Consider the following 19,826-nt stretch of genomic DNA (forward strand, 5'->3'; position numbering starts at 1 on the left):
TCGACGTCGTCTGGGCACTGCTGCGCGACGGCCGCGAGTTCCAACCCACACCACCGCTGACCGCGTCTACGGCTTGACTTGGTCATTGAAACTCCCTCCGGTCGCAACTGCGCATTGCCGTCCTCTGGTCGTCCGGCCCGAGGGTGAGCGGGTCACACGCGCCCCGGGCCGGTGGTGTTCGGGGAGTCCGATCGGGCCTGGTGACCGCCCGCCCGGACTCCCCGCTGATCAGCCGTTGTCCTTCTGGAACCGCTCGTACGCCTTGTTGACCACGTTGATGTACTGCTCGGAGTTCTTGGCCTTCAGCTCGGCCACGTAGGCGTCCCACTCGCTGAGGGGCCGTTGGCCGAGGGCGAACTTGAGCGTGTTCTGGGTGACGAAGTCCTTCAGCGGAGTCTCCCAGAGCGACACCTGCTCGCGTTCCTCGTCGGTGAACGGGCGCGGCGGGGGGACCTCCCTCGGCTTGCGGGCGTCCATCACCTTCTGGAACTCCAGTTCCTCCGGGGAGAAGAACCCACGGACCAGGTCGGGCGCGCCGCCGTAGGCGAAGACGCCGTTCTGGAAGCCGAAGTCCTTCTGCAGGTGCTTGGATGCCTTCGGGTTGAGCCCCAGGAAACTGACGTCAGGGACGAGCGTGCGCTTGCCGGACGCGTCCTTGGTGAAGGTGGTGCCCTCGACGCCCCAGCGGGCGAATTCCAAACCAGCGTCCGAATACCACAACCAGTCGATGAACTGCATCATGGCCACGAAGTTCTTGCTCTCCCGCGCCTTCGAGGAGATCATGATGCCGTTCTCCAGCCGGGGGAACGGATTGACCTCGCCGGCCGGGCCGATCGGCAGCGGGATCTTGGCCATCTTCGCGTTCGGCAGGGTCTTGGCCAGGTCGGGGCGGTGGTTGTTGACAAGCGTCTGCGCGTTGCCGGTGACCACGAAGGACTTGCCGTTGGCGAGCTTCTGGCGGGCCTGGTCGTCGGTCTGGGTGAAGCTCTCCGGGTCGAGCAGACCCTCGGCGACGAGCTTGTGCAGGAACGTGACCATCTGCTTGTACTGCTCGGACGAACCGGTGTAGGTGAACTTCTTCTCCGCCGGGTTCCAGGTGGCGTGCTGGTAGTCCCAGCCCGCGTAGGTGCCGTGGGACGAGCCGAGGAGGTTCAGCAGGGCGCCGGTCGGGTTGGGCTTGCTGAAGAGGTCGGAGTACGGGTAGACGTTCGGGTACTTCGCCTTCATCGCCTTGAGCACCGTGTAGAGGTCGTCCCAGGTCTTCGGGACGGGGAGGTTGAGCTCCTGCATGATGTCGGTGCGCACCAGCACCGTGTAGTCCTGCGTGGGCTTCTCGTGCAGGCCGGGCAGCAGGTAGAACTTACCGTCGGCCTGTCGCAGGTTGTCGATCTCCGGCTTGAGGTTCCACTTGGCGATCTTGTCCTTGAGGTTGGGCATCAGATCCAGGTAGTCGCTCACCGGGAGGATCGCCCCGGACGACACGAACGCGTCCTCCTGCGGGTGGTACGTCTTCGGGATGATCAGCGGGGCGTCCCCCGCGCCGATCAGCAGGCTGCGCTTCTGCTCGTAGTCGCTGAGCGGAACGGCCACCGGCTCGATCTTGACGTTGGTCCGCTTGGTCAGCTCCGACCAGAACGCCCAGTCCTCCTTGAGCGGGTAGAACGTGTGGTTGTTGTAGAGGGTGGAGAAGGAGAGCGCCTCGGTGGCCTTGAACTGGTCGCCGACGCCGTAGCTGGCCATCGCCCCGACCTTGTTCTCCGAGAGGTCCGTCGACTCGCCGGGGTCCTCGGAACAGGCGGTGCTGAGGGTGAGCGCGAGCAGACCCGCGGTGGCTATCGCCACCCGGCGCCACGTCTTGTGGAGCATGGCTCGTCCTTTCGGTGGTGGTGGGGATTCGAGGTGGAACGGTGCGGCGTCGGCGTCACCCCTTGACCGCGCCGAGCATCACGCCGCGGACGAAGTACCGTTGGACGAAGGGGTAGACCGCCAGGATCGGCAGAGTGGTCAGCACGATCGTCACGGCCTCGAGGGTGGCCGCGGCCTGGACCTTGTCGGCGTCGGCGGCGGCGGACTCGGCGCTGGTGGCGCCCGCGATGAGGTTGCGCAGATAGACCGTGACCGGCAGCAGGTCCTGCTGGTCGATGTAGAGGAACGCGGTGAACCACGAGTTCCAGAACGACACCGCATAGAAGAGCACCATCGTGGCGATGATCGCCTTCGACAGCGGCAGCACGATCCGCAGCAGGATGCCGTACGTGTTCAGCCCGTCGACGGCCGCCGCCTCCTCCAACTCACTCGGCAGGCTCTCGAAGAACGCCTTCATGACCAGCAGGTTGAACACGCTGATGGCGTTGGGCACCACCACGGCCCAGATGGTGTTCTTCATCCCCAGGCTGGTGACCAGCACGTAGTTGGGGATCAGGCCGCCGGAGAAGAACATGGTGAACAGCGCGATGCCGACCAGGACGCCGCGCCCCTTGAGCTGTGGCTTCGACAGCACGTACGCGTAACAGGTGGTCAGCACGACCGAGATGAGCGTGGCGACGAGCGTGTACACCACGGTGTTGCGGTAGTTCGTCCAGAACAGCCCGTCGGACATCAACAGCTTGTACGCGGTCAGGTCGAACCCGCGCGGGACGATGCTCACCTTCCCCGTGATGATGTACGCCTCTTCGCTGAGCGAGCGGGCCACGATGTTGAGGAACGGGAACAGCGTCACGACCACGACGCCGATCAGGACGACCGTGTTGACGATCCGGAAGATCCGGTAGCCACGACTGTCCACCGGCCCCCGGGTCTTCGGGGCGTCGCTCTTCGTACCGAGGATCACCACAGGCTCGTCCCCACCGTGCGCCGGGAGATGAGGTTCGCCGTCAGGACCAGGATCAACCCGATCACCGCTTCGAAGAGGCCGACGGCCGCGGCGTAGCTGAAGTTGCTGGACTGGAAGCCCATCCGGAACAGGTAGGTGGAGACCACGTCCGCGGTCGGGTACGTCAGCGGGTTGTAGAGCAGCAGGATCTTCTCGAACCCGACCGCCAGGAAGTTGCCGATGTTGAGGATCAGCAGCGTCATCATCGTCGGCCGGATCCCCGGCAACGTCACGTGCCAGGTCTGCCGCCACCGGCTCGCGCCGTCGATCCGGGCCGCCTCGTACAGGTCCTCGTCGACCGTGGTGAGCGCGGCGAGGTAGAGGATCGTCCCCCAACCGACGGTCTGCCAGACCTCGGACGAGACGTAGATGGTGCGGAACCACTCCGGTTTCTGCAGGAAGGCCACCGGCTCCCCGCCGAACAGGCCGACGAGCTGGTTGGCCGCGCCACCGACCGAGGTCAGTTGCATGACCATCGCCGCCACGATCACGATCGACAGGAAGTGCGGCAGGTAGGACACCGACTGCACGAACCGCTTGAACCGGCGGGCGCGCACCTCGTTGAGCATCAGTGCCAGCACGATCGGCAGCGGGAAGCAGAACAGCAGGGTCAGCGTCCCGAGCACCAGCGTGTTGGTGAAGACCTCCCAGAACGTCGGGTCGCTCAGGAACATCCGGAAGTACCGCAGGCCGACCCAGTACTCACCGAAGATGCTGCCGCCCGGCTTGAACCGACGGAACGCGATGATGTTCCCGAGCATCGGTAGGTACCGGAAGATCAGGAAGAACAGCAGCGGCAGGATGGCCAACGAGTAGAGCTGCCAGTCCCGGCGAAGCGCCTGGCGCCAGCTCCGGCGACGGCGCGGCGCCCGCGGGGCGGGGCTGGCCGCCTCCGCCGGCGACCGGGGTGGCGCCGGCGGCGGTGGCCGTAAGGTCGATGTCATCCTCGGCCCCTCCTAGGCGGGATGCGGGACGGCCACGAGGGGCTCCACCCGCACCGACGTGAGCAGGTCCCGCTGGTGGCCGACCTGGCGCTCGACGCCGGTCAGCCGCAGCGGCAGGGTGGCCGCCACGTCGCCGCTCGACCGGCCGAAGCGCAGCTCCACGTCGCCGGGCTCGACGATCCGCCGGCCGGACAGGCCGCAGAACGAGGCCAGGTCGGCGGGTACGCGGAACGTCACGTGGGCCGCCTCGCCGGGTTCCAGCGGCAGTCGGGTGTAGCCGACCAGCCGGACCACCGGGCGGGTGGTCTGCGCGACCGGGTCGTGCAGGTAGAGCTGCACCACCTCGGTGCCGGCCCGGTCACCGGTATTGGTGACGGTGACGCGCACCCGCGCCTCGCCGTCGATCGGCCAGGTCGCCGGCGTGTCCGGCGACTCGTCGGCCGCACCGACCACTGTGGCGTCGGTCCACTCGAAGGTGGTGTAGCTCAGCCCGTGGCCGAACGGGTACGCCGGGGTGGGGTCGACCGAGGAGACCTGGGTGCGGCGACCGAGCGGCGGCGCCAGGTAGGTGCCCGGCAGGCCACCGGCGTCGCGGGGGACGCTGACCGGCAACCGTCCGGACGGGTTCACCGCGCCGGTGAGCACCTCGGCGAGCGCCTGCCCGCCGAGTTGCCCGAGGAAGAACGCCTGCACCACGGCCGCAGCGGTGTCGACCTCCGGGCCGAGCGCGTAGGGGCGACCGGTCATCAGCACCAGGACGACCGGGGTGCCGGTGGCCAGGACGGCCCGGACGAGGTCGGCCTGGACGCCGGGCAGCCGCAGATCGACGGCGTCGCAGCCCTCGCCGGAGGTGCCCCGGCCGAACATTCCCGCCCGGTCGCCGACGGCGAGCACGCACACGTCGGCGGCGGCTGCCGCGGCGACCGCGGCCGGAATGCCAGAGGTGTCCTCGCCGGTGATGGCGCAGCCCGGCTCGTGGCTGAGCAGGGGGACGCGTCGGGCCAGCTCGTCGCGCAGCGAGGGGATCTCCAGGCCGAGCCCGTGGTCACCGTGGTGGATGCCCACGTGGTTGGGGAACGAGTAGCAGCCCAGCATGGCCATCGGGTCGTCGGCGACCGGGCCGATCAGGGCGACCCGGCTCCCGACGGCCAGCGGGAGGACACCGCTGTTGCGCAGCAGCACGACGGATTCCCGGGCCAGGCGGACGGCCACGTCCTGGCTGGCCTCGTCGTCGAGTCGCAGGTTCGCCACGTCGTCGGGGAGCACCTGCCAGTCCTCGTCGAGCAGGCCGATCTCGATCTTCTGGATGAGCACCCGCCGCAGCGCCCGGTCGATCAGCGCTTCGTCGACGTCGCCGCGGCGTACCGCCTCGACCAGTGGGGCGCCGAAGGCGTCCACGGTGGGCAACTCGACGTCGATCCCGGCCCGCAGGGCGAGCCGGGCGGCGTCGGCGGCGTCGGCGGCGACTCGGTGCAGGGTCTCCAGGAAGCGGACGGCGAAGTAGTCGGCGACCACGATGCCGGTGAAACCCCACTCGTCGCGGAGAAGGCGGGTCAACAGTTCCTCGTCGGCGGCGGCGGGCAGGCCGTCGATCTCGGCGTAGGAGTTCATCACCGAGCGGGCGCCGCCCAACCGAAGGGCCATCTCGAACGGCGGCAGGATCACGTCGGTCAGCTCCCGACGACCCATCGACACGGGCGCGTGGTTGCGCCCGCCCCGGGAGGCGGAGTAGCCGGCGAAGTGCTTGAGGGTGGCGACGACACCGGCGCCCTCCAGGCCCCGCACGTACGCGGCACCTGTCGTCCCCACCAGGTAGGGGTCTTCGCCGATCGTCTCCTCGGTGCGGCCCCAGCGGTAGTCGCGGGTGACGTCGAGGACCGGCGCGAGCCCCTGGTGCACGCCCGCGGCGCGCATGGAACGCCCGATCCGGTCGGCCATCGCCTCGACCAGGTCGGGGTCGAAGGACGCGCCCCAGCTCAGCGGGGTCGGGTAGACGGTGGCCCGCCAGGCCGCGAACCCAGTGAGGCACTCCTCGTGCACCTGGGCCGGGATGCCGAACCGGCTGGCGGCGACGATCTGCGCCTGGGAGGCGGCGAGCGACCGGGCGCCGACGACCGGGTCGACCGGCGCGGTGCCGAACGGCCGGGTGAGCTGGCCCAACCCGTACTCGATGAGGCTGTTCCACGGCGGAAGTTCGCTGATCATGTCGGACTGGTGTGGGGCGACGCCCTCGCCGGAGGCGTCCGCGCCGACCCAGACGCCGACGAGTTGCGCGATCTTCTCTTCCAGTGTCATCAACGGCAGGAGCGCCTCGGCCCGCTCGGTCGGCGACAGCCGCGGATCGCGCCACGGCGCCGCGTCGCTGTGCACGGGCAACTGACCTCTCATGCCATGACCCCTTAGCTCCGGCCACATCCCCGAGCCCTGGTGGAACCAGTTCCGTGGCGGACGTTCGACCGATCCGAAACTTTCCGGAAGCCTGCGCAACCTTTTCGGCAACCTAAGTGCCCCATCGATGAGTGTCAAGGGTCTCAACTGGACTCCGGCGGTCGCAGAGCGGGCCGGGCCGCTGTCGCATCGGCTGGCGTGCTGGGCCAATCGTGTTAAGGTCTCCCGAAAATTTCGGATGCTGCCTGGGGCTGCGATGACAGAGCACCGCCCGCTCGATCCACCCGCCTCCACCACCATCGCGACAATCGCCCACGACGTCGGCGTTTCGGTGGCCACGGTCTCCAAGGTCCTCAACGGACGGGGCGATGTCGCCCCGGGCACCAGAGCGCGCGTGGAGGCGAGCCTCGATCGCCACCAGTACCAGCGCCGCACCCGGCGACCCTCGACCAGCGGGGGGCGCATCGATCTCGTGTTCCACGAGTTCGACACCGGATGGGCCATGGAGATCCTGCGCGGTGTCGAGGCGGTGACCGCCGCGGCCGGCATCGGGTTGTCGGTGGCTCAACTCAACGGCGCGCACCGCCCCCCGGCGCGATGGCTGGACGCGATCCTCGCCGACCGTCCGTTGGGCGTGGTGTTCGTCCTGTCCCATCTGGCCGAGGCCCAACAGCAGCACCTGCGGCGTCAGGGCATACCGTTCGTCGTCGTCGACACCGACAGCGCGACCTCGGCCTCCGTACCCACCGTCGGCTCGAACAACTGGAACGGTGGCCTGCTGGCCGCCCGGCACCTCCTGGAGTTGGGGCACCGGCGGATCGCCATCATCTCCGGGCCGCCCGATGTGCTCTGCAGCCGAGCCCGCGCTGCCGGCTTCCAGTCGGCCCACGAGGAGGCCGGGCTCGTGGTCGACCGCGAACTGGTCCGCTACGGCAGCTTCTCCGCGGGAGCCGGGCACGCCCACGGGCTGGAACTGCTCCGCCTGCCGTCCCGACCCACGGCGATCTTCGCCGGCTCCGACACCCAGGCCATGGGGGTGCTCCGGGCCGCCCGCCAGTGCGGCCTGCGCGTGCCCGAGGACCTGTCGGTGATCGGGTACGACAACCTGCCGGTCTCCACCTGGACCGACCCGGCCCTCACCACGATCAACCAGCCGTTGCGCGACATGGCGGGCATCGCCACCCAGATGCTGCTCGACCTGACCAGGGGCAACGAGCCGGCGACCAGCCGGATCGACCTGGTGACCGAGTTGATCGTCCGGGAGAGCACCGCACCCCCCGCCAGCCCGCACTGACCCGAGCCCCTGCGAGGACCCGTGCCCCACGCCGCCGCCCTGCTCGACGACCTCCAGCGGTACGCCCCGGACATCGTCGAACCCGACGACTTCGACCACTTCTGGCGCGACACCCGCACCGAGGCGTCCGCCCGACCGGTGCTCGTCGACGTTCGTCCAGAGCCCACCGACCTGCGGCTGCTGGACTCCTGGGACGTCACGTTCGCGGGCTTCGGCGGCGACCCGGTCCGGGCCTGGTACACCCGCCCGGCCGGGGTGTCCGAGCCACTGCCCGCCGTCGTCGAGTACGCCGGCTACGGCCGTGGTCGGGGTCTGCCCCACGAGCGACTGACCTGGCCCACGGCCGGGTACGCCCACCTGCTGATGGACAACCGGGGCCAGGCCGGCCAGTACGCTCCCGGGGACACCGTCGACCCGCACGGCGCACCCGGCGGCCCCTGGCCGGCCACCTGGGGGATCCTCGACCCGCGCGACTACCACTACCGGCGCCTGATCACGGACGCGGTCCGGGCGGTCGAGGCGGTCCGCGCCCTGCCGGGGGTCGACTGCGCCCGGGTCGCCGCGGTCGGCAACAGCCAGGGCGGCGGCCTGGCCCTGGCAGTCGCCGGCCTGGTCGCCGATCTGGGCGCGGTGCTGACCACCGCCCCGTTCCTCTGCGACATGCGGCGGGCCGTCCAGCTCAGCGAACCGGCGCCGTACGGCGAGATCGCCCGCTACCTGGCCGTGCACCGGGAGGCCGAGGACGCGGTGTGGCGCACCCTGTCCTACGTCGACGGGGTGAGCTTCGCCCGCCGGGCCACGGCGCCGGCGCACTTCGGGATCGGGCTGCGGGACACCGTCTGCCCGCCGAGCACCGGCTTCGCCGCCTACAACCAGTACGCGGCGGCGGCCCGGCCGCCGGTTCCGCCCGCGCGCGAGATGCACGTCTACCCGTTCAACGGTCACGAGGGCGGCGAGGCCGTGCACGTCCGGCGTCAGCTGCGGTGGCTCGGCTCGATGCTGCACCCGGCCGGCCCGTCCGGACGGCTCCCGGGCCACGAATCATAGTTGGACACCGATCTCTTGCCGGTGTCGGCGATGCCACGTTAAGGTGCGTCAGGCGAGGTGCAGGGCAACACTCCGCCACCGTCCATCGATCCGTCACCCCCGACCATCGATGACAAGCATCAGCGCCACGACCACCAGTGCAGAAGTCCGGGTTCCTGGTCGTTCCCCGCAGCCCGCTCCCCCGCGTACCGCGTCCTGGCGGCGACCGTCCTCCCGGTGGCCGCTGTCGTCGCGCACCCTCACCACCAGAGGAAGTCCCATGAGCAGTCCAACGCTCGGCCACCCCGTCCCTCCGCCGCCCATCGCCACCGCGCCGACGTCGAGGCCCGGACGAGCCCGCCTGTGGTGGGCGGCCCTGGCCGCCGTCGCGGCGGTGGCCGCGGCCGTACCGATCGCGACCGCCCCGGCGAACGCGGAATCCAACGGCGGCGTCCGCGTGATGCCCCTCGGCGACTCGATCACCGACGGGTTCAACGTCGCGGGTGGATACCGGATCGAACTCTGGCAGCGGTTCACGGCCGGTGGTTACCGGATCGACTTCGTCGGCTCCCAGTTCAACGGTCCCGCCAGCCTCGGCGACCACGACCACCAGGGCCACTCCGGGTGGACCATCGCCCAGATCGACGCGAACGTCGTCAACTGGTTACGGGCCACGAACCCCCGGACCGTGCTGCTGCACATCGGCACCAACGACATGTACGGCGACACGTCCGGCGCGCCGGGCCGGCTGGCCACCCTCGTCGACCGGATCACCAACACCGCCCCGAACGCGGACGTGTTTGTCGCGACGATCATCCCGAAGTCGGGCGCGGACAACGTGGTCCGGGGGTACAACGCGGCGATCCCGGGGATCGTGCAGGCCCGGGCCGCCGCCGGCAAGCGCGTCCACCTGGTCGACATGTACCGCGCCCTGACGCTCAGCGACCTGGCCGACGGGGTGCACCCCAACGCCACCGGCTATCGCAAGATGGCCGTGGCCTGGTACGACGCGCTCCGGTCGGTGCCCGGCAGCATCGGCGGCGACACGCCACCGACCACCGCGCCACCGACCACCGCGCCACCCACGACGGCGCCACCCACGACGGCGCCGCCCACCACGCCGCCACCGACCACCCCGCCCCCGTCCGGCGCGTGCCGCGTCACGTACACGGTCAACGCCTGGGGCAACGGACTCACCGCGTCCGTCTCGGTGACCAACACCAGCAGCGCCCCGGTCAACGGGTGGGCGTTGACGTTCACGTTGCCGGGCGGGCAGACCATCACCGGTGGCTGGAACGCCAACTTCTCCCCGTCGAGCGGAGCGGTGACCGCGCGTAACGTCTCCTACAACGCGGCGATCGCGCCGGGCACCTCGGTCGACATCGGGTTCCAGGCCACCCACACCGGGAACGCGGGCAAGCCGTCCGCGTTCACCCTCAACGGCACCGCCTGCACCCTCGCCTGACCATGCTGTCGCGGTGCCGGGCCGCACGGCCCGGCACCGCCCGCGGCAAGAGATCATTGAGGCGCCGTGTCGATCCGCGCGCCGCTCGTTCGACATGGAGGTGCGCGGGCCGGGAGGCGGCACCGCCGGACGAGGAGAACGCGATGTCGAAGTACATGCTCATCATGCGGGGCACCGACGAGACGAACGCGGCCATGATGGCCAACATCGACGAGGCGATGGCCGCGACCGGCCGGTTCATCGAGGAGATGATGGAGGCCGGTGTTCTCGTCGCGGCCGAAGGGCTGGACGATCCGGGCCGGGGCGTCGTGGTCGACTTCAGCGGCGAGGCCCCGGTGGTCACCGACGGGCCGTACGGCGAGACCAGGGAACTGTTCGGCGGCTACTTCCTGCTCGATGTCGCCACCCAACAGGAGGCGGTCGAGTGGGCCAAACGGTTCCCGGCGGTCGAGTGGGCCAAGCGGTTCCCGGCGGGCCGCGGGTCCAAGATCGAGGTCCGGCGGGTGGCCGAGCCCGACGAGGTCCCGCACGGCAGCGAGAGCAACGGCCAGATCTGATGGGTACGGCCGACGTCGAGGCCGTCTGGCGGGTCGAGTCGGCCCGGATCGTCGCCGCGCTGACCCGGTTCACCGGCGATTTCGGGCTGGCCGAGGACGCCGCCCAGGAGGCGGTGGCCGAGGCGCTGGTGTCGTGGCCGCGCGCCTCACCTGCCAACCCAGCCGGCTGGCTGATGGCCACGGCCCGGCGGCGGGCGATCGACGCGATCCGCCGCCGCGTCGCCCTCCAGGACCGGTACGCCCTGCTGGCGGCCGACCCGGCCGTCGACCCACCTGTCGACGAGGACGTCGATCCCGACCGGATCGACGACGACGTCCTGGCGTTGATGTTCGTCAGCTGCCACCCGGTCCTCTCCCCGGCGGCCCGGGTGGCGCTGACCCTGCGCGTGGTCGGCGGGCTGACCAGCGAGGAGGTCGCCCGGGCGCTCCTGGTACCCGTGCCGACCGTGCAGGCCCGCATCACCCGGGCCAAGAAGACGATCGCGGCGGCCGGGGTGCCGTTCGAGCTGCCGCCGGCCGCCGAGCGCCGGGAACGCCTGGACGGTGTGCTCAGCGTCCTCTACGTGATCTTCACCGAAGGGTCGACGGCCACGTCGGGCGACCGGCTGTTGCGCCCCGACGTCGCGTCCGAGGCGATCCGGCTGACCCGTACGCTCGCGGCGCTGCAACCGGACGAACCGGAGGTGCACGGCCTCCTCGCGTTGTGCGAGCTGACGGCCGCGCGCTTTCCGGCCCGAACCGGTCCGGATGGCGCGCCGGTGCTGCTCGCCGATCAGGACCGCCGGTTGTGGGACCGTACGGCGATCCGCCGCGGGCTGGCCGCGCTGGCCCGGGCGTCGACACGCGGCCCGTACGGCCTGCAGGCCGCGATCGCCGCCACCCACGCGGCGGCGCCCTCGGTCGAGGAGACCGACTGGGACCGGATCGTGGTGCTCTACGAGGCACTCGGCCGGGCCGCGCCCTCTGCGGTGGTCGAGCTCAACCGGGCCGTCGCCGTGGCCATGGCCTCGGGTCCCGCACCAGCCCTGGCCATCGTGGACGAGCTGATCGGCGCGAACCGGCTCCCCGGCTCGCACCTGGTCCCGACCGTACGCGGTGAGCTACTGACCCGCCTCGGCCGGCGACCGGAGGCGCGCGCCGAGCTGGAGCTGGCCGCCCGACTGTGCGCCAACCAGCGTGAGCGCTCGGTGCTCCTACGCAAGGCGGCTGCGCTGAGCTGAGGTCGGCCAGCCGTGGATCCGATCTGGTCACAGAGGACGGGGCGGCGACGGAAACCCGTCGCCGCCCCGTCAGCGTGCGGTGGTGCTCAGGAGGCGGTGCAGGAAAGCACCTGCGGACGTGTCCAGTTGCCGTTGGCCATCGTGGTGAAGCCGAAGACGTTGCCGCTGCCGTTCGACCGCATCGTCATGACGTTTCCGCTGCTGTCCCAGGTGGGGCTGCCGTTCCAGGTGGCGGACACCTTCTGTGGCGGAGTGACGGCCACCACGACGCTCCAGTTGCTCGCCCCGCTGACGGTCACCTGACTGTTGAACCGGTCGCCCCACCGGGTGCTGTCCTGCAGCGTCGCGGTGCAACCGCCGCCGGGCGGAGGCGTGGTGGGCGGCGCGGTGGTCGGCGGCGCGGAGGTCGGCGGAGTGGAGGTCGGCGGCGCGGAGGTGGGCGGAGTGGAGGTCGGCGGGGCGCTCGTCGGCGGGGCCGTCGTCGGGACCGCGGCGCCGTTGTTCAGCGCGGCGAGGACGGCGTCGTGCGCCGGCTTCTTGGAGCCGTTGCTGTTGAACAGCAGCGGCGTCTGCGAGGCCAGCCACGAGTCGCTGTCGCGGATGCCCCAGACCGTGATCCCGTTGCAGCGGGGCACGGCCATGCAGTCCTCCACCACGCTGCGGTAGGTGTTCGCCGGAGCTCCCTGGATGTCCAGCTCGGTGATCTGCACGTCCACGCCCAGCGCCGCGAAGCTCGACAACGTGGTGCGGTAGTTGCTCACGTACGGCGAGTTGTTGTTGAAGTGCGACTGGAAGCCGACGCAGTCGATCGGCACGCCACGGGCCTTGAAGTCGCGCACCATGTTGTAGACGCCCTGGGTCTTGGCGTGCGTCCAGTTGTCGGTGTTGTAGTCGTTGTAGCAGAGCTTCGCGTTCGGATCCGCGGCGTCCGCCGCCCGGAACGCCGCCTCGATCCAGTCGTTGCCCGTGCGCTGCAGGTTCGAGTCGCGACGGCCCCCGGAGCTGCCGTCGGCGAACGCCTCGTTCACCACGTCCCACGCAACCACCTGACCACGGAAGTGCGTGGCCACCTGCGTCACGTGGTTGAGCATCGCCTGCCGCAGCGCGCTGCCACTCATGCTCTCCATCCAGCCGGGCTGCTGCGAGTGCCACGCGAGGGTGTGACCCCGCACGCTCATGCCGCGGCTTCGCGCGTGGTTGACGATCTGCTCCGCCGCGGTGTAGCTGAACCGACCCTGCTGCGGCTCGGTGGCGTTCATCTTCATCTCGTTCTCGGCCGTGACCATGTTGAACTCACGGTTCAAGATCGTGGTGTACGCGTTGTCGCTCAACCGGCTCGCGGCCACCGCCGTGCCAAAATAGCGACCCTTCTCGGCGGCGGACGCGCCCAGGGTGGTTCCGGCGCTCGCCGTGCTCGGCAGGAACGCTGCACCTGTCGCGGCGAGCAGAGCCGCGGCGGCGAGGACGATAGCCGTACGCGCTCGTGGGCGGGTGTCCCCGTGGCACCTTTCGGTCATGTCTTTCCTTCCGGTGAACCCGGGCTGGGGTGACTGACACGGCACCCCGGTGGGTGGTGGTGGTCATCGACTCCGATGGATGTGGAGTATGTCAGCGCCGCTGATCGACGAGCAACAATTTCCGGAAGTTTTACGAGACCCGCAGGGCGCCGTGCAGCTGCCGACCAGACAGCTGCCCTGGTGGGCGTCTAGTTGGCGGGAGCGAGAGGTGGGGAGCCGACGGGCGGGACAGCGCGGCGGAGACGGGTGGGCCACAAGTTCCGGAACTTCTCCGCAAGGCAGAGCCGCCGCAACGACGACCTGGACGAGGAATTCCGCACCTGGCTGAGGCGGTGGGCGCAGCCGGCGACCATCATCACCTCGTCGCGTGGTAGAGCCGGCTGACGGTCTCGGCCACACAGACGGGCTTGCCGCCGCTGTCGCTCTCCACGGTGACCGTCGCGACCACCTGCACGCCGCCGGTCACCGCCGACACCTCGGCGAACGTGACAGCGGCCCGGACGGCGGCGCCGACCCGCACCGGGGCGGGAAAGCGGACCCGGTTCAGCCCGTAGTTGACCCCCATCGCCACCCCCTCCACCCGGTAGAGCCGGCCGGCCAGCGCCGGCAGCAGCGACAGCGTCAGGTACCCGTGGGCGACGGTCCCGCCGAACGGGCCCGAAGCGGCCCGGACCGGGTCGAGGTGGATCCACTGGTGGTCGTCGGTGGCGTCGGCGAAGAGGTCGACCCGGCTCTGCTCGATCCGCTCCCACGGACCGGGTCCGAGGGTCTCGCCGACCGCGGTGGCCAGTTCCTCGACCGAGCTGAAGACTCGCATGTCAGGTCTCCCGGAGACTAGAAGGCGTTGACGCCGGTGAGCGCGCGTCCGATGAGGAGTTGCTGGATCTGGCTGGTGCCCTCGTAGAGGGTGGCGACCCGGGCGTCACGCAGGTACTTGCCGACCGGGTATTCGTCGATGTAGCCGTACCCGCCGAAGACCTGGACCGCGTTGTTGGCCGCGCGGACGGCGGCCTCGCTGGCGAAGAGCTTGGCCATCGACGCCTCGGTGGCGAACGGCTGGTCCCGGTCGATCAGGTCGGCCACCTGCCACACCAGCAGCCGGGCGGCGGCGGTGTCCACGGCGATGGCGGTGAGCAGTTGTTGGACGAGCTGGTGCCCCGCGATGGGCTTGCCGAACTGGGTGCGCTGCCCGGCGTAGCCGACCGCCGCGTCGAGGCAGCCCTGGGCGATGCCGACGCACCCGGCGGCCACCGACATCCGGCCCTTGGCGAGGGTCGCGAGGGCCAGCCGGAACCCGGCGCCCTCGCCGCCGAGGCGGGCGGCGTCGGGCACGCGTACCCCGTCGAGGCTCAACTCCCCGGTGGCCTGGCCGCGCAGTCCCAGCTTGCCGTGGATCTCCCGTCGGGTCAGCCCCGGACTGTCGGTGGGCACCAGGAACGCGCTGATGCCGCGGTGCCCGGGGCCGCCGGTGCGGGCGAAGACCAGCGCGACGTCGGCGGTGGTGCCGTTGGTGATGAACGTCTTCGTGCCGGTGAGCAGCCAGTCGGTGCCGGCACGGACCGCGCGGGTGCGCAGCGCGGCGGCGTCCGAGCCGCTGTCCGGCTCGGTCAGCGCGAAACAGCCAAGCGCGGTGCCGGCGCAGAGCCGGGGCAGCCACTCGGCCCGCTGCTCGGCCGTGCCGTGGCCGGCGATCGACTTCGCGACCAGGCCGAGGGAGACCGAGACGATGCCGCGCACCGCCGAGTCGCCCCGGCCCAGCTCCTCCAGGACCAGGCAGTACGCGAGGTGGTCGCCGCCGGAACCGCCGTCGGCCTCGGCGATGGTCAGCCCCAGGAAGCCCAGGTCGCCGAGCATGCCGACGATGGCGGGGTCGACCGACTCGCGCCGGTCCCAGACGGCGGCGTGCGGCACCAGCTCACGGTCGGCGAACTCGGCGGCCAGCTGGCGGACCGCGGCCTGCTCGGCGGAGAGGGTGAGGTCCATGGCCTTTAAACTAGCGGTGATAGTTTATGCCGTCCAGAGCGGACCCCGGGTCACCGGTCGGAGGCCAGCCCGGCGTGCCGCTCGCCCGCGAACGCGCGGGCCAACTCGGTCCGCGAGCGAATACCGAGGCGGTGGAACACATTGCGCAGGTGATGGTCGACCGTGCGGATCGAGAGGAACATCTGGGCCGCGATCTCGCGGTTGGTGGCACCCTCCGCGACCAGCTCCGCGATCCGCAGTTGCTGGCCGGTCAGCAGCCGCGCCGCCGGCAGGTCCGGCGGCCCGACCGACTCCCCGGCGGCCCGCAGCTCCGAGGTGGCCCGCTCGGCCCAGCACGCCACCCCGAGCAGGTTGAACGTCTCCCGGGCCCGGTGCAGGTGCGTACGCGCGTCACGTGGGCGTCGGCTGCGCCGCAGTTCCTGGCCGAAGAGCAGCTCGGTGCGGGCCAGCTCGAACGTGCCGGCCTCCGTCGGGTGCAGCCGTAGCGCCGCCTGGAAATTGCGTTCCGCCTCGGCGCTGCCCCGGGGGGCGAGCAGCGCGTGACACCGGGCGGACAGTGCCCGGCGCAGCGGGCTCGCCGTGCTGCTGGCCCATCTGTCGAACACGGTGAGCGCGGCCGCGGCCGCCGGTCGGTGTGCGAGGTGCGCCGCCGCCTCCACCAGGTACGGCGTCGCCATCACCTGCACCAGGACCTGGCCTCGACCGGTGCCGAGCCGAGCCAGCGACGCCAGCCGGTCCGCGGCCTCGGCGTGCCGCCCGTCGATGAGGTCGAGCACCGCCAGCGCCCAGCCGGCGAGCGCGTGTGGACGGCTGCCCGGCGTCGGCGACTCGCCGATCTCGCGGATCTGCCGCAGGCTGGTGTCGCGGTCGGACCGGATCGCGGCGAGCACCGCGAGCATGCCCAGGTGGACGTTGGCGCAGTTGACCTGACCCGTGGCGCGAGCGACCCGCAGCCCGTCGCGGGAGGTCTCCGCAGCCGCCTCGTGCCGGCCCTGCCAGTACTCGGCGATCGCCCGCAGCTCCAGCGCTCGCGGCAGCATGGACAACTCACCCCGATCGCGGGCCAGCGCGACCGCGCGCTCGGCGAGCCGGTGCGCCGCGCCGTCCACGGCGACCACCAGGCCGGCCGCCGCCGCACAGGTGAGCGCGGTGGGGGTCATCGCCGACCCGTTCAACCGGGCACCCAGCACGACGGCGCGGCGTAGCGTCGGGCCGGCCCGTTCGTGGTCGCCCCGCAGGGTCGCCGCCACCCCGGTGACCAGGCTGCCCATCAGCTCCATCGCCGGCGGGTCGGTCGGCCGCCGTAGGGCCAGCGCCCGCCGACCGACCTCGGCGTACCGGTACTGGTCGCCGGCGAAGCAGACGGACTCGCCGGCTCGTACCAGCCCGGACATCGCCAGGAACCGGTCGCTGTCGGCGACCGCTCCGGCCGCGTCCAGCAGTCGGGCCGAGGCATCCGACGCCGTGCCGCACCGCAGCTCCAACTCGCCGCGCAGCAGGTCGGCGCGGCCCCGCAGGGTCGGGTCCGGGGCGACCGCACGCAGGCGGTCGAGCAGCAGCCGGGCCACCTCGGGTCGCCCGCCGGCCCAGGCGTACTGGGCGGCGCCCAGCAGCCGGACGGCCGTCTGGGTCGGATTGTCGCTGAGGTCGGCGGCCCAGCGCAGCGCCTCCGCGGCAACGGCCCAGCCACCGGCGCCGCCCGAGGCCGCCTCCTCCAACTCCGCGGCCAGGGCCGGATCGGTGCCTGCCGTGGCGGCGGCCAGGTGCATCGCCCGGCGCAGCCGCTGCCCGTCGTCGCTCAGCACCCCGGCCAACAGCCGGTGTGCGGCCCGGCGCTCGGCGAGCGGCGCGCTGGCCACGATCATCGTGCGAACCAACGGTTGGGGGAAGGTGACGCCCTGCGGCTCGACGCGGACCAGGCCGGCGACCTCCGCCGGGGCGAGGGCCTCGACCTCGGTGCCGGCGGCTCCGGCGGCCCGGATCAGCGTGCCCGGCGTACCGTCCTGGTCGAGCGCGGCGAGCAGCAGCATCCGCCTTGTGTCCGGCGGCAACCGGTCCAGCCGCGCCCGGTACGCGCGGCCCAGCGCGCCGTCCTCCGGCGGCGCGGCGGGTAGCGGCTCCTCGCCCCGCCACTGGGCCGGGCTGAGCACCTCGGCGAGGTCCACCAGGGCCTGCGGGTTGCCGCCGCCGATCGCGGCCAGGGCGGTCACCACCGACGCGGCGGGCCGCTCGGGTAGCCGGTCGGTGAGGACGGCGACGCTGCTGCGCGCGTCGAGCGGCCGGAGGCGGTGCGCCGGTATCCCGTCGATCGTGACCCCGACGTCCGCGGTGAGCAGGACGACGATCGGTAGGTGCCGCAGCCGGCGGGCCACGACGGCCAGCACCTGCCCGGTCAGCGGGTCGCCCCGATCCACGTCGTCCATGGTGACGAGCAACGGGCGGTCCCGTGCCCCGTCGGCGAGGATCCCGAGCACGGCCATCGAGAGGGCCAGCCGGCGATGGGCTGGGCAACCGTCCCCACCCAGTGCCCGCCGGAGCAGGTCGCGCTGCGGCGTTGGCAGGGCCGCGGCGTGGTGCAGCACCGGGTCGAGCAGTCGTTGCAGACCCGCGTACGGCAGCGCGGCCTCCTCGGCCAGTCCGCTCGCGGCGAGGACGGTGACGCCCTCGGCGTGGCAGTGGGCGTGGCCGAGCAGCGCGGTGCGGCCCGAACCCGGTTCACCGTGCAGCAGCAGGGCACCGCCACCGTTGGTCACGCCGTCGAGCAGGCACCGGACGGCGCGGCATTCGTCGTCCCGGCCACGCAGCACGGTTAGTTGCACTCTCGATGCAGTAACCATGCATGAAGTGTCACTCATCGGTAACCGAATGGAAAGAGGAGGCGAAATCGGGCCGAGCCGGAATCAGTCGGCCGCGACCTCGGCCAGCAGCGCGCCCACCGTCCGGGCCATCACGGCGCGGGCCGAGTCCACGCCCAGCCCGAGCCCGTAACGCAGCATCGACCAGGCCTGCCACGTGCTCGCCGCCACCAGGGCGTTGAGCAACTGCTCCCGCCCCGGCCCGGCCGCGGCCAGCTCGACGGCGAAGAGCTCGGCGACCTCGTCGCGGACCCGTTCGATGTGCTTGAGGCGGTTGCGGTGCAGCTGCTCGGAGACCGGCTCGCGCATCTGGGCGGCCCGCGCCGACGGCGCGATGAGCTGGAGCAACCGGGCCCGCTGCCGGCAGTACGCGTCGACCCGCTTCGCGAGCGGCAGCCCGGGAGAGATCGGCCGATGCGCGGCGTCCTGCTGCCGGAGCACCTCCGCGCCGCTGGCCTCGAAGAGCGTCTCCATGTCCTTGAAGTTGGTCCAGAGCGTCCGCAGCGAGATGCCGGCCCGATCGGCGATGCGTTCCCCGGTCGGGCGCAGGTCCCCCTCGCCGATGAGCGCGAGGTGAGCCTCGACGATGGCCGCGCGGGTGCGCTCGGCCCGGGCGGTACGCCCGTCGACCCGACTCGCGACCTCGACCCCGTCCATCCGCCCCCGCCCCTTCACCGCCACGGCGCCTCCCGACGCACCGACGAGTCTAGACAGGCGGAGATCAGCGACTCCGGGCCGACCGCTGGCCTGCTCATCCGGCTCGGCCCGTCAGCGAGACGCCACCGTCACAGACGACTGTCTGCCCGGTGATCCAGGCAGCGTCGTCGGAGGCCAGGAAGGCGACCGCGCCCGCCACGTCCGGCGGCAGCCCGAGGCGTCCGAGCGGGTAGTGTGCCGCGACCTCCTCCTCCCGCCCCCGGTAGAGCGCGGCGGCGAAGCGGGTCTTCACCACGCCGGGGGCGACCGCGTTGACCCGGACCGCCGGCCCCAGCTCCACCGCGAGGCTGGCGGTGAGGTGGTTGAGCGCGGCCTTGCTGACGCCGTAGAAGGCGATGCCGGGCGACGGCGCGAGACCGGCGATCGACGAGACGTTGACGACGCAGCCGCCGCGCTCGGTCATGCCCGCGGCGCAGACCTCCTGCACCCAGCCGAGCGTGGCGACCAGGTTGACGTCGAGGATCTTGCGGGCGGCGGCCGGGTCCAGCCCGAGCAGCGGACCGTGCACCGGGTTGATGCCCGTGTTGTTGACCAGGAGATCCACCGGCCCGAACGTCGCGCCGACCTGACGCACGGCGGCGGCTCGATGCGCGGGGTCGTCGGCGCGGCCCGGCACCGCCAGGGCGTACTCCGGCCCACCGAGGGCGGTGACCGCCTCGGCCAGCGCCTCGGGGTGTCGGGCGGTGACGCCGACCCGGGCACCCTCGGCGACGAGGCGTTCGGCGATGGCCAGGCCGATCCCGCGACTGGCGCCGGTGACGATGGCGACGCGGCCCGCAAGCCGGCCCGAATATGCATTCACAGTGCAGATAGTAGGAGCGGCGATCGGTGTCGGTCAACGTCTTCCGGGAACACCGCCGGGGGGCGCGCAGCCGTCCGGCCGGGGGGGGGGGGGCGGTGCGGGCGTGCGGCGAATGAGGCCGACCATTTCCCGAAGAGTCGCAGTGAGGGGGTAGAGCGGGGCGAGTTTTATGCGGAGCCGCCGGAG

The 19,826-nt window shown here is 71.6% G+C and carries 15 protein-coding genes; 5 read left to right on the forward strand and 10 right to left on the reverse strand.

Annotated elements, in window-relative coordinates:
* Positions 1-228: 228 nt before the first annotated feature.
* Genes AB0C01_RS11510 through AB0C01_RS11525 form a run of 4 tightly spaced genes read right to left on the reverse strand, consistent with a single transcriptional unit; the run spans position 229 to position 6,204 of the window.
* On the reverse strand, positions 229-1,866 hold the full coding sequence (locus tag AB0C01_RS11510) for an extracellular solute-binding protein (protein WP_357570963.1): 1,638 nt from the start codon (positions 1,864-1,866) through the stop codon (positions 229-231).
* A 55-nt stretch (positions 1,867-1,921) separates the two neighbouring features.
* Positions 1,922-2,830 carry a carbohydrate ABC transporter permease gene (locus tag AB0C01_RS11515; protein WP_357570964.1) on the reverse strand — a complete coding sequence of 303 codons (909 nt, stop codon included), beginning with the start codon at positions 2,828-2,830 and terminating at the stop codon, positions 1,922-1,924.
* Entirely contained in the window at positions 2,827-3,816 is a 990-nt protein-coding gene (locus tag AB0C01_RS11520) for an ABC transporter permease subunit (protein WP_357570965.1), read from the reverse strand. Before AB0C01_RS11520 ends, AB0C01_RS11515 begins: the two co-directional genes overlap by 4 nt.
* Positions 3,817-3,828: 12 nt before the next feature.
* Complete coding sequence (locus AB0C01_RS11525; RefSeq protein ID WP_357570966.1) at positions 3,829-6,204, reverse strand: glycoside hydrolase family 3 N-terminal domain-containing protein; 2,376 nt, start codon at positions 6,202-6,204, stop codon at positions 3,829-3,831.
* 256 nt (positions 6,205-6,460) lie between these two features.
* Here AB0C01_RS11525 and AB0C01_RS11530 point away from each other — a divergent pair, with 256 nt between their 5' ends.
* From AB0C01_RS11530 to AB0C01_RS11550, 5 genes are all read left to right on the forward strand, one after another.
* Positions 6,461-7,498, forward strand: coding sequence for a LacI family DNA-binding transcriptional regulator (locus AB0C01_RS11530; protein ID WP_357253431.1), 1,038 nt, complete (start codon positions 6,461-6,463; stop codon positions 7,496-7,498).
* A gap of 21 nt (positions 7,499-7,519) precedes the next feature.
* Entirely contained in the window at positions 7,520-8,545 is a 1,026-nt protein-coding gene (locus tag AB0C01_RS11535; protein ID WP_357570967.1) for an acetylxylan esterase, read from the forward strand.
* Positions 8,546-8,804: 259 nt separating this feature from the next.
* A complete protein-coding gene (locus AB0C01_RS11540; RefSeq protein ID WP_357570968.1) occupies positions 8,805-9,989 on the forward strand; it encodes a cellulose binding domain-containing protein in 1,185 nt (394 codons plus the stop codon).
* 143 nt (positions 9,990-10,132) lie between these two features.
* Entirely contained in the window at positions 10,133-10,546 is a 414-nt protein-coding gene (locus AB0C01_RS11545) for a YciI family protein (RefSeq protein ID WP_357570969.1), read from the forward strand.
* Positions 10,546-11,766 (forward strand): sigma-70 family RNA polymerase sigma factor, encoded by a 1,221-nt coding sequence (locus AB0C01_RS11550; protein ID WP_357570970.1) that lies wholly within the window; start codon positions 10,546-10,548, stop codon positions 11,764-11,766. Before AB0C01_RS11545 ends, AB0C01_RS11550 begins: the two co-directional genes overlap by 1 nt.
* A gap of 86 nt (positions 11,767-11,852) precedes the next feature.
* On the opposite strand, the gene AB0C01_RS11555 is transcribed toward AB0C01_RS11550, so the two are convergent.
* The 6 genes from AB0C01_RS11555 to AB0C01_RS11580 all read right to left on the reverse strand — a co-directional run bounded on the left by AB0C01_RS11555 (position 11,853) and on the right by AB0C01_RS11580 (position 19,640).
* Positions 11,853-13,283, reverse strand: coding sequence for an endo-1,4-beta-xylanase (locus AB0C01_RS11555; protein WP_357570971.1), 1,431 nt, complete (start codon positions 13,281-13,283; stop codon positions 11,853-11,855).
* A 355-nt stretch (positions 13,284-13,638) separates the two neighbouring features.
* Positions 13,639-14,100 (reverse strand): MaoC family dehydratase, encoded by a 462-nt coding sequence (locus AB0C01_RS11560; RefSeq protein ID WP_357249724.1) that lies wholly within the window; start codon positions 14,098-14,100, stop codon positions 13,639-13,641.
* Between the two features lie 17 nt (positions 14,101-14,117).
* Entirely contained in the window at positions 14,118-15,266 is a 1,149-nt protein-coding gene (locus AB0C01_RS11565) for an acyl-CoA dehydrogenase family protein (protein WP_357249727.1), read from the reverse strand.
* 50 nt (positions 15,267-15,316) lie between these two features.
* The gene (locus tag AB0C01_RS11570) at positions 15,317-18,103 is read right to left on the reverse strand and encodes an AAA family ATPase (protein ID WP_357570972.1); all 2,787 of its coding nucleotides are present in this window, start codon (positions 18,101-18,103) and stop codon (positions 15,317-15,319) included.
* Positions 18,104-18,166: 63 nt separating this feature from the next.
* The gene (locus AB0C01_RS11575) at positions 18,167-18,778 is read right to left on the reverse strand and encodes a TetR/AcrR family transcriptional regulator (RefSeq protein ID WP_357250294.1); all 612 of its coding nucleotides are present in this window, start codon (positions 18,776-18,778) and stop codon (positions 18,167-18,169) included.
* A gap of 94 nt (positions 18,779-18,872) precedes the next feature.
* On the reverse strand, positions 18,873-19,640 hold the full coding sequence (locus tag AB0C01_RS11580; protein WP_357570973.1) for an SDR family oxidoreductase: 768 nt from the start codon (positions 19,638-19,640) through the stop codon (positions 18,873-18,875).
* Between the last annotated feature and the right edge of the window lie 186 nt (positions 19,641-19,826).

The organism is Micromonospora sp. NPDC048905, from assembly GCF_040649655.1.
Lineage (GTDB): Bacteria > Actinomycetota > Actinomycetes > Mycobacteriales > Micromonosporaceae > Micromonospora.